This window comes from Guptibacillus hwajinpoensis (genome assembly GCF_001039475.1).
Lineage (GTDB): Bacteria > Bacillota > Bacilli > Bacillales > Guptibacillaceae > Guptibacillus > Guptibacillus hwajinpoensis.
Genome location: NZ_LELK01000009.1, coordinates 44120 through 58228 on the forward strand (window position 1 = coordinate 44120; position 14109 = coordinate 58228).

Below are 14109 nucleotides of genomic sequence, written 5' to 3' on the forward strand. Positions count from 1 at the left end.
AAAGGATTGCCAGATCAAAATGTTTAAACAAAAGGCTCTTCATTTTCGCTTTAAGTGGGGGGGGTGATTTCCGCTCCAATAAGAAGTGTGGTTTTTCAATAATTATTTCAAAAGCAATAATCTTTTAGAAAGATTCTTTTCATATACATTGTTGAATATGAGTGGGTTAATTTCCGCTCCAGGATGCTCGCTTTCCACGGGGCGGGCGGTGAGCCTCCTTCCGCTCCAATCACTAAGTGTGGTTTTTTCAATAATTGTTTCAAAAGCAACAATCTTTTAGAAAAGAGCCAAATAAAAAAACCATGTATTAGACATGGTTTAAGAGACTTTGACTTTGGATGTAACAAATATACTTACAACAAATGAGATTACTAAACTGATTAAATCAATAGGATTGTATAGAAGACCAAAGGTTAAGCTTTCGGTCAACTGTTGTCCTTTGCTCCATGCTCCCAACCATCCAGACTGAAATGCTGTATTTACGAGAGCACTCATAAGCAAATTAACAATAAAATAAAAACAAATTAAGCTAATGGTAAAAATAATATACTTCTTCAAATGGCCCTACCCCTTCAAAAAACGGCTTCCATACTATTGTAACCTGTTTGAATTGGATTTCTCAAATCATCCTTTTGTATACACTTTTCAAAGCGAAATCCATACGGTAATAGTATCATGTTTTGGGGAGGATCAAAGATGTATAACGAACAATACAGGCTTAATTGGGTTCCCTATTATCCTTACCCTCACGTCTATCCGTTTTTACGTTATCCACCTGTAGAAGTAACTCGCTTTCAAAGGTCTGCCCATACCTCTTGTCAACTCATGAACGAAGCACAGATACTTCTTGAGAAAGTTCAAAGAGACACTAACTTTGCGCATGAGTTAAAAGATGCAGCTCAGAAAAATGATCATTCGCATTTGGAAATGCTTATCAGGAGTGCTGGCGTGACATCATCCTTTCATACCGCTTTCACTCCTGATGCGATTCGAATTGACCTTACAGCTGGAAACGAGGATAACTGTAGTGAAGTAACGGTCAAACTCTGTTGGTAATATAAGCATTTGTGCATCAAAAAAGCCCGGGTATTAACACACCGGGCTTTTGATACTATTTCACAATTAAGACAGGACAAGGAGACTGCTGCGCTACTTTCTGACTAACACTACCCAGCATCCATTTTTTCATACCACTCAGACCCCTACTCCCAATTACAATTAAATCAGCTTCTGTCATTACAGCATGGTCAACAATCTCTTTAGCTGGATCTCCCACCCTCACCTCTGACTGAACATTTACACCCATATGATACAGAGTTTCTTTCACTTCTCTTAATAATGCTTCGCCCTTACTCTTTTCAATGAGAACACCGTCACTTCCTGATTCTTGAACAGGAGACGGAACACCCGCATGACCTTCATTACCAATACTTCCTGTTCCATAAGGAATTCGAGTTTCAGGCTGAGTCGTAAATTTATTTGACTCCTTTGAGACGTGCACCAAATGAATCGAAGCATGGTTTAATTCTGCCAGCTTAACAGCTTGTTGAAGCGCCTTCTCACTATCTTCCGAACGATCATATGCCACTACGATTTTACTGTACATCATCTCTTCCTCCTCAAAGTTTGAATTAATAGTGATGTACCCAGTTACAAGATTAGAATAACAGAATAATTGAAAACGTATTCATATCGATACAATTTTTACAATACATACATTATCCAGTAACAAAATGAAATTCACTTCATTTCTACATGTATTAATAGGCATTTAGAGTACAACCGTGTTTATAGTATAATGAATTCGGTTGATTTGTTTGAATATTGGGGGAATGGTATGTGGACGATCAGCAACATGAACGTGAGTTATTGACTTTAAAAACCATCGCAGAAACATTAAACCGTTCAAGCGATTTACAGCCTATGCTCCAATCCGTTCTTGAAGAACTTCTAGATGTAATAGGACTTCAAACCGGGTGGATCTTTCTATCTGACGGGAAGTATGATTTCACTTGTACCGCAGACATCCGACTACCACAAGCTCTTTCTATGAACAATAAGAGTCCGATGTGTACGGGTACATGCTGGTGTTTAAATAAGTACTGGGATGGCAAATTACATCAAGCTTTTAATATTATCGAATGCAAACGACTTGAAGACGCAGTAAAGAACGACCTCGGGGATACAGAAGGCCTTACTCACCATGCAACCGTTCCATTAACGGCAGCAGGCGAAACTTTTGGACTATTAAATGTAGGATCTCCTGGTAAAGAGAACTTCAATGAAGAAGAATTAACATTACTTGAATCGGTTGCATACCAAATTGGTACAGCCATTAAGCGTACAAAGTTGTTTCAAAACGAGCAGAAACGAGCTGAGCAATATGCAAAGCTTGAAACATTAACAAGAGAATTGTGGAAGCGCGAACAAGGTGTGGACATCATCAACGGTATAGTAGAACGAACGGCTATTTCCTTTGAATGGCCGATTGTGGGGTATTGCACGGAAGAAGAGAATCAGATCTTTCTTCACTCTTTTTATTCAGAAGGTCGTTTACAAAAAGTTGAGCAGTTGTTTGGAAGTGAGGATTTCACAGAATTGATCGATGCTATTCAATTTGAGAAGCCTATACTTTTAAAAAGAAATCAATTATCTTTCTTCAAACAATCTCAGGTTATTATTGCTAGAAATGTGTCTATCCGAAATAACCATGTAGGTATTCTCTTTGCTTTAAGCGATAAGAAAACAGACTTTGATCAGAGCGATGGGGACGTGTTAAAAGCCATCGCTGATCACACTGCTCTTGCTATTGAACATTCTAGAATTAACGAAAAGAGACAGGAATTAATGATCTCAGAAGAACGAAATAGATTAGCGAGAGATTTACATGACTCTGTGAGTCAAAAACTTTTCTCTCTTTCAATGACAGCAAGAGGAGCACGTGACTTGCAGGAGAACAATCCAATCTTGCGAGATGCCCTTAAGGATATTCAGCAAATGTCCCAGGAAGCTATGCGTGATATGAAAACGTTAATCTGGCAACTTCGTCCAGTAGGTATAGAAGCAGGAATCATGACATCTCTGGAAACATATGCAATGGGGCTAGATCTCAAGCCGACCTGTCACATCACTGGACTGAAGATGCTACCAGGACCGATTGAAGAAGCACTCTTTCGCATTGGACAGGAATCTCTTAACAACGTTCAAAAGCACGCACGTGTGAAAGAAGTGAGTCTCTTCCTAAATATTGATGATCAAAATGCATCACTAACTATTGAAGACAAAGGTCGAGGGTTTAACCATGGAACGCTTGGTGATTACACACTTGGATTAAAAGGGATGAGAGAACGAGCAGATGTGCTTGGAGGCAGTTTGTCTATCAAGAGTGACGTAAATAAAGGCACGAAAATTAAAGTTGTTCTTCCATTATAAATAGAAGGCTCTCTTTTGTGGTGTATTTCCGCTCCAGGATGCTCGCTTTCCGCGGGGCGGGCGGTGAGCCTCCTTCCGCTCCAATCAGCTAAGAGTGGTTTTTCAAAAAAGAATACTTTTAAACTTATACCAACAACGTCTACGAACACAGACTAATATAAAGAGGAGACAAGATGAGAATGAAACTTCTTCTCGCAGACGACCACCTTTTGGTTCGAAAAGGATTAAGGTTATTTTTGCAATCACAACCGGATATTGAAATCGTTGGAGAAGCATCAACTGGGTTAGAAGCCGTGACACTCGCAAAACAGCTACAACCAGATGTTGTTTTAATGGATTTAATTATGCCAGAAATGGACGGAATTGAAGCAACTAAACAACTGAAACAGAAATACCCAGGTATGAAAATCATTATTTTAACTAGCTTTTCTGATCAAGATCACGTCCTCCCTGCTATAAGAGCAGGTGCAGAAGGGTATCAATTGAAAGACATCGACCCTGACGAACTTATTTATACCATTCGTGCCGCATACAGTGGCAAGAGACACCTTCATCCACTGGCTACTGATCAGTTAATGTCACATATGACAGAAACTAAAAAGGATGAAAAGGAGCCTCGTTTCGAAACACTTACAAAGAGGGAGAGAGATGTATTAAGAGAAATCACTCTTGGCAAAAGCAATAAAGAAATTGCTTCTACTCTTTATATAACAGAAAAAACCGTTAAAACGCATGTAAGTAGTATACTCTCCAAGTTGGATGTCCATGATCGAACTCAAGCAGCACTACTAGCAACTAAAGAGCACTGGTTTGGTGAAGAAGCATAAGACTAAAGTATGAGATTATATTCGTACCTTCAGACGATTTAGTATGTACAGATTTCACATATACTAGTAATAGATTATCAGAATCTTAATTCAAAATAATAAATGGTTAGAGAGGAGTTTCATTGTGAAAGTACTAGTAATGAATGGGAGTCCTAGAGAGAAATCAATGACTCGGAATTTAACGAATACGATTACAGATCAATTAGACGAAAAAGGAATTGAGGTGCTGACATTTGATGCTGGATTTCATGATCTTCCGCTTTTTAAAGGCAGAAAAGAAGATCTTAACCATCCAGAAGTGCAGCGCTTAGTAAATCATGCTACAAAGGCAGATGCTTTCGTAATCTGTTCACCTGAATACCATAACGGGATGAGCGGTGCTCTCAAGAATGCTCTTGATTTCTTAGGTGGTAGTCACTTTAAGCATAAACCTACTGTCTTAGCATCTGTTGGAGGCGGCGGAAAAGGTGGAATTAATGCGTTGAATAATATGAGAACCGTTATGCGTGGACTTTACGCTCTAGTTCTTCCCGATCAATTCTGCGCAGATCCAACATGCTTCGATGACAAAGGGTACATGATTGATGATAAGGCGAAAGAACGATTAACTGTTGTCGTCGAAGAGTTTGTTTCACTAACAAAGACGCTTGAACATCATATTGAAATTAAATAATGTTGAAAGGCATCCAACATGGATGCCTTTCATTAATTTATTCAATAATACCTGATTCTGTTATTTTCACATTCATATCAAAGGAAATGTCCATATTCTTGTATTCATCAATCCATTTTTTTCTGTCAAACTCGCCTCTGGTTTTACTGCGCACCGCGTTACCAAGGCTTATAGGATCTATTCCCAACTCCTGAAAAGACTGAATCATCTTAGTGCCTCGCTTTTCAATATCTTTTTCCATTGTTTCCTCAATTTCTTTGAGTGCCTCAGGTGTTAAAGCTTTACCTGAGTACTCTTTGATGACACCTAAGATACTCCCCCTTATTTTAATTTTGTTCGCTTCACGACTGTTATACTCAATTTTTCGCTTTGAAGCAATATTGTAAATCGCTGCATATTTATCTTGATCAAGGTTTACAGAAAACGAATCGTTACTGCTAAACTTTTCTTGTAGTATCTTAAATGTAAATAAGTTATCAGCATCTAATTCACTAACCATTTTACCTCCATCTAATAATCCAATGCCTGTGATTTTAACCTTATCACCATCTCGATCAAGTATTGGAAGAAATGGATCACTTCCTTCTGAGTAATACGAGTAAAGAAAGCTATGAAGATTTGTTTCTGGTAACATCCCATGCTTGCTATTGTGTTTTAGAATATCTTGAAAATAGGTACCCGTGTCCACATTACCGTAATTTGTACTAAGTAATTCTTCTGTGTCTCCATTTGCAATGCCAAGAAACACCCTTGAGCCAATAGAAGGATCTCTGTGTAGTGTATCAACCAATCCAGTGACACCCTCTGTTTCGGCAATTTCTCGACTGAACATTGCGACTTCAAGCTTTCCGCTTACAATCGGTTTTGGGGATTTAGAATTGTACTGACTTCTTATTTCCTTACTTAGCTTAGCGGTCTCAACAAACACATTATTTTCAATTTTCCCATCCGCAAGATATTGCGGTGCTACAGCTATTCCTTTGATAAGACCATCTTCTTTATCTTCATCCGGTAGATCATATCCGATTATGGTAACCATTTGGATATCATCAAGAATACTCTGCTGTACACATCCAGTTAGTAAAAGGATAATAAGAAACAAATTGAATGAACGCCTCATTTCGCTTTCACCACTTTACTTTTGACGTACTGTATAACAAATAGAAGAGGGACATATATATACACAAAATAGAAACCCACCTTGCTTGTGTATTCGTTTAATAGATCAATGTTTTCACGTTTCGCAAAAAGACTACTCAATACTAAAATGAGAAATAACAACGGGATGGTTACGGACTTTTGACTGACCTTCAATAGCCTCCTTATCCCTCTTCCTCCTGCCCATACGGTAATACAGAGATTAGGAAGAATAACCAATGCCCAGGAAGCAATCCCAATGTATTCAAACCGTTGCACAAATGGCATCTCAGCAATTTTCCAAGTAGTTAACGTCGCCCAAATCGTTTTTTCTAGTTGAGCTGTACTAAAATAGGCAATCGTTACAATCATGAGAACTGTATACATAATGGTTGTTAATAAATGCCCCCCCTGTGCCCAGCGATGAGATTTTTCCGGTTCTTTAATAAATGGATAGTATAAAAAGAGCGTAGTAAATCCTAAAAAAGAAAGGGATGCTCCTTTTACTCCTTCGTATATTTCTTTAACAGAGTGGTTGAAAATAGGAAGGAGGTCTTGAAAATGGCCATAAAATACTGGAAAAAGCATTGTCAAAACTAGATAAAAAGGTAGAACCACGCCAAAGAACGATATACCTGCAACTACGCGAAACCCACCTGACAAACAATAATAAGTTAGAAGTAGAAACACTCCTCCAAAAAGCCACTTGTTTAAATCTGGAAACATCCACACTTGAATAACCTCGATATACGTTCTAAGCACGGTAATACTCATTGCAACAAAATAAACGATGACGATCCAGCTTAGTAATCCCCCGATCCACTTACCAAAAAGGTTCTTGTGTAGGGATATGATATCTCCTTTTTCTTTGTTAAGAATTTTATATATGAGAAAAATGATAATATGTAAACTGAGACCAGCTCCAAAAACAGAGATCCAAGCATCATTTCCAGCTGTACTTGCGCTGATCCGCTGAAATCCCATTACACCGACACCTACTTGAACAGAGTGAACTAGATAAAAAACTAAGAATGGAGATACTTTATATTGATCTTTCACAACCGGTCCTGACAATGTAGAGCATCTCCTTTCACTCATTATTCATGGAAATCGTTCTTCTCTTTCTGAGTTCTTCTATTAAACCTTCTTGTATCTTCTGTTTGTAACTGAATTGGCCTTGTGCTCTGAAAACTTAGGGGTAACCTTATAATCGCGTCTTTTAGATCTTGTACTCTTAATGGATAGATTGGCTCAAGAAACGGGCGACCAAGCGATTTTAATTTAAGTAAATGAACAATAAGAAAGCTAAAACAAATGGTAATCCCAAGCAGACCCCATAAATGAGCGAATATGAGAAAAGGGAATCGTGTAAGTCGTATTGTATTACTCATTCGATAAACAGGAGTTGTAAAGGATGCTAATGCGGAAAGCGCCACAATAATAAGAAGAACGTTACTTGTAAGTCCCGCCTCTACTGATGCCGTCCCAATTACAATACCTCCAACAATACCAATGGTTTGACCTACCTTTGTAGGAAGACGCGCTCCCGCTTCTCTTAATAATTCAATTGATAGCTCTAGAAAAATAGCTTCTAGTATAGGTGGGAGAGGAATTCGCTGTCTTGAGCTGACCAATGTACTAAGCAAATCGCTTGGAATGAGCTCATAATGGTAAGTTAAGGTTGCAACATAAATTGGCGTAACAAGAATAGAAAAGAGAACAGCGAAAAGACGAATCAGCCTTGACGTTGACGCTACAATCCAATTGACAAAATAATCTTCAAAAGCAGAAAAGAATTCGACAAGCGTTGTAGGACCAATTAAAGCTTGTGGAGAGCCATCTGATAGGATAACGACTTTCCCCTCGCATAGAACGGATACTACTCGATCTGGTCGTTCGGTATCGACAAGTTGTGGAAAAGGAGAATTACGATTATCTGAAATAAGCTGCATAATAACAGAACTATCCACAACTTGATCAACGTGGATATCTTTGAGACGCTGTTTTACAGTATTTACATTTTCTTCGTTCGCAACGCCATCTAAATACATCACAACAACCTTGGTATTTGTTAGCTTACCGAGCGTTAATTCAAATGCTTTTAACTCATGTACCGGCAATCGCTTTCTGACGAGGTGGATATTTGTATCCAAGGATTCTACAAAAGCCTCTTTTGAACCTACAACAGTAAATTCAACTTCAGGTTGTGAAACAGAGCGTGCTTTCTTCACCTGACAAGGTATTAAAGCACATTCAACTGAGTTGTCATGCAATCGAACAATAACATAGCCAGTCATTACTTTTTCACATATGGTTTTCAAATCTTCTGTAATAATGATTCCTGTAATTGGAATTTTATCTTTAACCTCTTTTAGACTAGTTAAAGGCTCCCGAGAAAGATATCGCAAAATATGTTCATTGAGAGGCGTTTCATGAACAAGCGTTTTAAAATAATAAAGAAAGAAAGAACTACCATGTTGTTTACTCTCAAAGTGCAAAAAATCACCAGAATCTTTCAAGTTCTTGATTAATTCCGGTAAGTTTTTCAATTTATCTGGAGATTGAGTTTTCTTAAACCATCGAAACAAAGCCTTTCACCACACAATCTGAAATTCTTTTTGTAGTGTTTGCAAGATTCCCCAATTTATCCTGTTAGACTGACTGAGTTATAAAAAAACAACAAAAAAAGCACGCCACAATTGGCGTGCTAACTGCTTTATTGTCCTTGTGCTAATGAGTAGGCGATCTTACCGTCAAAACGATACAAATTCTCGATTTTTATCCAGTCTAGATCTTCAGATTCGATACGTGTTAATAATTCTCTAATCTCAGTTTGTGTTTCTTTCACACCTTCAACTGGTTGGAAACGACAGCGCCAGTGATCAGATAGAAACGTTTCTGAGAAACCGTTCGGATATACTTTCACACCACGGTTCGTCATCATGACGAATTCATGATTGCTTCCTGCTGCTCGCTCTAGCTTCTCTGCGATTTCATCAATTGTTAACGTGTTGTTGAATAGAAACACATCTGTGCCATCAAGTTCACGCTCTGGAATGTAATTCGGACGAATATTTTTCTCAGCTTCCTCCATTGGTTCCTTACTATATGTGACTGGTTCAAGAGTTGAAGGGGATTGTCCAAGTCTCTCAACGACCGCATGAGCGAACTCTTTCGTTCCAACAGCTTCTTTCCCCTTCGCCATATCACCTGTCAACATACCGTCTTCAATTGTTTTCAACCAGGCATTATGAATTTTCTCTGCTGCTTCAGGCTGGCCAATATGTACAAGCATCATAATTGCACCATGTAAAAGTCCTGATGGGTTCGCAATTCCTTTACCTGCTATATCAGGAGCACTTCCGTGAATCGCTTCAAACATCGCAATTTCATCGCCAATATTAGCAGATCCAGCTAGCCCAACACTTCCTGCAATTTGTGCTGCAATATCCGACGCGATATCGCCATACAAATTCAATGTAACGATTACATCGAATTCTTCTGGAGAATCAGCAATTCTCGCCATTCCAATATCAACGATATAACTATTGGATTCAATGTCAGGATATTCGGCAGCAATTTCTTTAAAGACCTGGTGGAAAAGGCCATCACTTAATTTCATTATGTTGTCTTTAACAAGACATGATACTTTCTTACGATTGTTCTGTCTCGCATACTCAAAAGCGTGACGAATAATACGCTCAGATCCTGGGCGAGAAATAAGTTTCAAACTCTGAACCACGTCAGGCGTTTGCTGGTGCTCAATTCCGGAATAAAGATCTTCCTCATTCTCTCGAACAATGACAAGATCCATATCTGGATGTTTATTCTCAATAACCGGATGATAGGATACGCATGGACGAACGTTTGCATAAAGACCCATTGCAGTACGAATCGTTACGTTCAAGCTCTTGTAGCCGCCCCCTTGTGGTGTTGTAATGGGTGCTTTCAAAAGTACTTTTGTGCGACGGAGTGAATCCCACGCTTCCTGAGGAATACCCGTGGAGTTCCCTGTTAGGTACACTTTCTCCCCTACATCGATAAATTCCGGCTCGATTTTAGCACCGGCCTGTTCTAAAATATGCAATGTAGCTTCCATAATTTCTGGACCAATTCCGTCTCCGGTCGCTACTGTAATTTGACGCTTTTCTGCCATGATCTTCTCTCCTTCTCTCTGGTCTATAAGGACACATCGAAAAAGCAGGTAAGCTCCTAGTGAGCCATTACCTTTTTCTACGATAGCAATATCCCCTGCCATTGGAGCAACTAACCCCATATTAGTAGGATAAACCAACATTTTGTTATCGCTTTCCAAAGATTATTATAGAAATCCTGTTCTTTTTTGTCAATTTAACAGAGAATCTAACGATTTTCCTTTTCAGTCTACTTAACAGAAAAATCAGCCCTTCTTATAGGGCTGATCTCTCTACTGTAGTGCTTTCACATCGTTAACGATTTCTTCATAAGGAACGTTAGTGTCACCAGAATATTTTTTTACTACAACCCCATCTTTATTAACAAGGTAGAAAGATGTCCCATGTGTAAACTGATCCGAGTTAGGATCGGGTAATGCAAGTGTTTGAAAACTGTTATCAGCAAACTCCTGAATTTCATCTCCACTATAACCAGTTAGAAAATGCCAATTAGAAAGATCAGCATTGAACTTTTCTGAGAAAGTTACTAATTCCTCTGGTGTATCGCGTTCAGGATCAACTGAAAAAGAGACAAACTCTACATTGACATCTTCGTTCTTAAGCTTATCCTGTAGCTGAGACATATTCGCTGTCATAGGTGGACAAACCGTTTCACAGTTGGTGAAAATAAAGTCCGCGACCCAAACGTCTCCTTCCAAATCACTCATCCCAAATTCGCTACCTGTATGATCAGTGTATGTAAAATCTTCTACCTGCCAATCAAGATCATCCGGCACATCTTTTCCACATGCTGCTATAATAACAAGCACACTCAATAATCCGGTTAGTAATAGTAAGCGTTTCTTCATTACAGTAACCTCCACTGGATAAATAATAATGTTCTCCATTTACCATATCTTAAAAGTACAAAAGTTACCATATGAATCCCTGAATGGATATGAGCATTTCTTGAACGATAAAAGCCTGAACCAAAATGATTCAGGCCCTGCTCTATTTCTCGTCTTGCATACGACGAACTGTTTTCGTAACGATCAAGACCTAGAAGCAGGTTTCTTCTACTTTGTCTAACAGTTTCTTTAAGGTCGTTACACCATCTTCTAATTGAAGAGAGTAGAACCTTGTTGTACCTTTTTTCTCAACAGAAACCAAACCAACTTCTCGTAAGATCTTTAAGTGATGGGAAATTGCAGGACGAGACAAAGTCGACCGCTCTGTAATTTCATTGACACTTAAGCTATCATGCTCGCTTAATACCATAATAATATCCTGTCGATACGTATCGCCGAGCGCTTGAAAGATAGGTGTACTCTTACGAAAAAGTTGAATTGCTTCATGATGCCCACTTTCCTGATTCATATCAGAAAGCTCCTATTCTGTTCAAAAGTTTAAACACATAACCTTAGTAGTATATTATCCAAATTCAGAATTCCTGTCAATAAATGAATCCTACTAATCGTGATGTAAATAACCTAAAGCCTGTAATACTGTCTTATGATTAGGGTTAATGTTCTTAGGAAGCTCATCTAAATTAAAAAACTGCACTTTAGAAACTTCTTCGTCATCGAGATTAAAGTCCCTATTCTCACAATTCGCTGAGTATACAGCAATTACACTATATACCTCATCGCCATTTGGGTATTGATAGTAGAGCTTCTCACCTGAAAGAATTTCTTTGAATGAAAGGTTATTTATTGAGACTCCGAGCTCTTCATATGTTTCTCGAATGGCCGTTTCTTCAAATGCTTCTCCTGGCTCCATAAAACCACCGGTTAGACCCCAAAGTTTATTATCGGTTCGCATTTGCAGCAGAAGCTGTTGATTATTTTCATCAAATAGAAGAATCGCAACACCAGGTAAAATTAGAGGGCGACTACCAACTAAACCTCGAATGTCTTTAATATAGTCCATATTTCCTCCTCATGAAGTTACTTTTCAGCTTGATCATCCATGCAACATGTTTCATCTTCGTAGTCTACTTGTATGGTTAAATGTTGTAAGTTAAGTTCTTCTACAAATTCTTGGATTTGTTGTTTAATTGAAATAACCTCTGTTCTAGATAGTGAGTTCTCCACAACAATATGAGTACTTAGCGCATTTTGTTCACCATCGAGTGACCATAGGTGTGTATGGTGAGTTGATCTGATACCCGAAAGAGATGCTATCTTCGTCTTCACTTCTTTGAAATCAATATCATCTGGTACAGCTTCTAGAAAAATCCTGAGTGTTTTCTTTAGATTACGAATTACATTATACAGTACGTACACTGTAATCATGATGGATAAAATGGGGTCGAGAATTGGTATATCTTTAAACAGTAATACGATACTCACAACGAGAACTGCAACCCATCCAAGGACATCTTCTAGTAGATGCCATGTGACAACTTTTTCGTTCATCGATTTTCCCCTTTGAAGCCTAAGTACCGCCATTCCATTCACGGCAATACCAAGAATAGCAAGTATTAACATTCCACCTGCTTCAATTGGTTGAGGATTCAGTAGACGCGGGACCGCCTGGGTTAGGATAAATAGCGATCCAACTATTAGAATAATGCTATTGATCAGCGCCCCTAGTAAAGAAAAGCGTTTATACCCAAACGTAAAATTGTTATCTTCCCCTTTTCGATCCGATTTCTTCTGCAAATACCAAGAAATCCCCAGTGATAGAGAATCCCCAAGATCATGAAGCGCATCAGATAGAATCGCCATACTGTTCGTCAATAATCCTCCAATAATTTCTATGATTGTGAATCCGAAATTTAAAAAGAAGGCTGTACGAATATTTTTAACGGAATGATTATGCTCATGATGATGTCCCATTGAATGATCTCCTTTGTAGTTAGCCTTCATTCTCATTAGAAAAAGCCTTTTCGATGTCACGAAAAGGCACCTTATCCATTAAACGCCCATACCCAGTAAATAATTCCCCACACCGCACTTAGTACAAGTAAGAGGATAAGAAGACGTGTATTCTTATTTCTCATCTCGTTTTAGCTCTCCCTGCTCATTTTGTTCATTTAGCCGTTCTTTTCTTTTCATCATATAAAGAAAGAATCCAAATAAGCCAAACACCACAAAAAAGAGCAAAGTCGACATAAAAACAAGGATTGAACCGATATCCATAATAGCTTGTCCACCTTTCCTTACAGTATCAATTAACCATTGTACGATAAATAAATAGAGAATGCCCCAATCACAACCATGGTTATAAAAGGCAGAATAAATGCTAGAAAAATAACGGCGGATTCCGTTTTATGCTGCTTGATTTTAGTTAACACGAAGCAAATCCCCTTTCAGTCTTACCCCCAATTATAATGATCTTTCATACTTTTGAAGATAAACTTATTGAACGTTTCTGGACGATTCTATCATATTAATCCAAACCTTAGTCATGACAAGCGTGATGAATTGCCTGATGTAGTAGTGCCATTACGTGTTGATCGTCTGGGGAATAATAAATGCTTGTACCAGCTCTTCTAAATTTAACCAATCGTAGATTTTTAAGAAATCTAAGCTGATGTGATACCGTCGACTGAGATAAATGTAATTTGTCGGAAATCTCACTAACAGCACATTCTCGTTCAGCAAGTAAATTTAGTATTCGAATCCGTGTGGGGTCACCAAGTGCTTTAAACGTTTGAGAAACAATAAAAAGCGTTTCCTCATCAAGTTCCGTATCGTCCTCGGTCAAATTTGGTCTCTCATTATCCAATATGCTTCCCCTCCACATTATTATATGAACACTTATTCATATAAGTCTGCTGTCATTGTATGTAAAACCTGGTCTTATTGTCAACACTATAACCACCCTGTGTCACTATTCCTTCACACTTTCTTATTAAGGTTGCTTGAGTTAGAAGACAATCCTTCATACAATAGAAATAGTT

At 38.4% G+C, this 14109-nt stretch carries 16 protein-coding genes; 4 read left to right on the forward strand and 12 right to left on the reverse strand.

The annotated features are described in order from the left end of the window. The first annotated feature begins 696 nt into the window (after positions 1-696). Positions 697-1056, forward strand: coding sequence for a YuzC family spore coat inner layer protein (locus tag AB986_RS21280; protein WP_053216255.1), 360 nt, complete (start codon positions 697-699; stop codon positions 1054-1056). A 55-nt stretch (positions 1057-1111) separates the two neighbouring features. Here the strand turns inward: AB986_RS21280 and AB986_RS18495 are convergent, their stop codons facing one another. Next, positions 1112-1609, reverse strand: coding sequence for a universal stress protein (locus AB986_RS18495; protein ID WP_084006651.1), 498 nt, complete (start codon positions 1607-1609; stop codon positions 1112-1114). Positions 1610-1839: 230 nt separating this feature from the next. Between AB986_RS18495 and AB986_RS18500 the strand changes: the two genes are divergently transcribed. The 3 genes from AB986_RS18500 to AB986_RS18510 all read left to right on the forward strand — a co-directional run bounded on the left by AB986_RS18500 (position 1840) and on the right by AB986_RS18510 (position 4932). Further along, complete coding sequence (locus tag AB986_RS18500; protein ID WP_048313104.1) at positions 1840-3432, forward strand: GAF domain-containing sensor histidine kinase; 1593 nt, start codon at positions 1840-1842, stop codon at positions 3430-3432. Positions 3433-3605: 173 nt separating this feature from the next. Beyond that, on the forward strand, positions 3606-4259 hold the full coding sequence (locus AB986_RS18505) for a response regulator transcription factor (protein WP_048313105.1): 654 nt from the start codon (positions 3606-3608) through the stop codon (positions 4257-4259). A 124-nt stretch (positions 4260-4383) separates the two neighbouring features. Continuing rightward, on the forward strand, positions 4384-4932 hold the full coding sequence (locus AB986_RS18510; protein ID WP_048313106.1) for an NADPH-dependent FMN reductase: 549 nt from the start codon (positions 4384-4386) through the stop codon (positions 4930-4932). A 37-nt stretch (positions 4933-4969) separates the two neighbouring features. Here the strand turns inward: AB986_RS18510 and AB986_RS18515 are convergent, their stop codons facing one another. The 11 genes from AB986_RS18515 to AB986_RS18555 form a co-directional block, all read right to left on the reverse strand. Continuing rightward, entirely contained in the window at positions 4970-6052 is a 1083-nt protein-coding gene (locus AB986_RS18515) for a Ger(x)C family spore germination protein (RefSeq protein WP_048313107.1), read from the reverse strand. Then, complete coding sequence (locus tag AB986_RS18520; protein WP_236690416.1) at positions 6049-7143, reverse strand: GerAB/ArcD/ProY family transporter; 1095 nt, start codon at positions 7141-7143, stop codon at positions 6049-6051. The genes AB986_RS18515 and AB986_RS18520 overlap by 4 nt, the downstream gene beginning before the upstream one ends. A gap of 23 nt (positions 7144-7166) precedes the next feature. Further along, complete coding sequence (locus AB986_RS18525; protein WP_048313109.1) at positions 7167-8657, reverse strand: spore germination protein; 1491 nt, start codon at positions 8655-8657, stop codon at positions 7167-7169. A gap of 128 nt (positions 8658-8785) precedes the next feature. Further along, on the reverse strand, positions 8786-10225 hold the full coding sequence (locus AB986_RS18530) for an NADP-dependent isocitrate dehydrogenase (RefSeq protein ID WP_048313258.1): 1440 nt from the start codon (positions 10223-10225) through the stop codon (positions 8786-8788). A gap of 270 nt (positions 10226-10495) precedes the next feature. Beyond that, complete coding sequence (locus AB986_RS18535) at positions 10496-11071, reverse strand: SCO family protein (RefSeq protein ID WP_048313110.1); 576 nt, start codon at positions 11069-11071, stop codon at positions 10496-10498. Positions 11072-11261: 190 nt separating this feature from the next. After that, the gene (locus AB986_RS18540; RefSeq protein ID WP_048313111.1) at positions 11262-11579 is read right to left on the reverse strand and encodes an ArsR/SmtB family transcription factor; all 318 of its coding nucleotides are present in this window, start codon (positions 11577-11579) and stop codon (positions 11262-11264) included. A 93-nt stretch (positions 11580-11672) separates the two neighbouring features. Continuing rightward, a complete protein-coding gene (locus tag AB986_RS18545) occupies positions 11673-12131 on the reverse strand; it encodes an NUDIX hydrolase (RefSeq protein WP_048313112.1) in 459 nt (152 codons plus the stop codon). 17 nt (positions 12132-12148) lie between these two features. Continuing rightward, positions 12149-13042, reverse strand: a complete 894-nt coding sequence (locus AB986_RS18550; protein ID WP_048313113.1) for a cation diffusion facilitator family transporter — start codon at positions 13040-13042, stop codon at positions 12149-12151. A 153-nt stretch (positions 13043-13195) separates the two neighbouring features. Beyond that, positions 13196-13345: a hypothetical protein gene (locus AB986_RS22495; RefSeq protein ID WP_161797407.1), complete on the reverse strand. Its 150-nt coding sequence runs from the start codon at positions 13343-13345 to the stop codon at positions 13196-13198. A 32-nt stretch (positions 13346-13377) separates the two neighbouring features. Next, on the reverse strand, positions 13378-13500 hold the full coding sequence (locus AB986_RS22880) for a hypothetical protein (RefSeq protein ID WP_269082713.1): 123 nt from the start codon (positions 13498-13500) through the stop codon (positions 13378-13380). Positions 13501-13607: 107 nt separating this feature from the next. Further along, positions 13608-13934, reverse strand: a complete 327-nt coding sequence (locus AB986_RS18555) for an ArsR/SmtB family transcription factor (RefSeq protein ID WP_330218554.1) — start codon at positions 13932-13934, stop codon at positions 13608-13610. Positions 13935-14109: the final 175 nt, after the last annotated feature.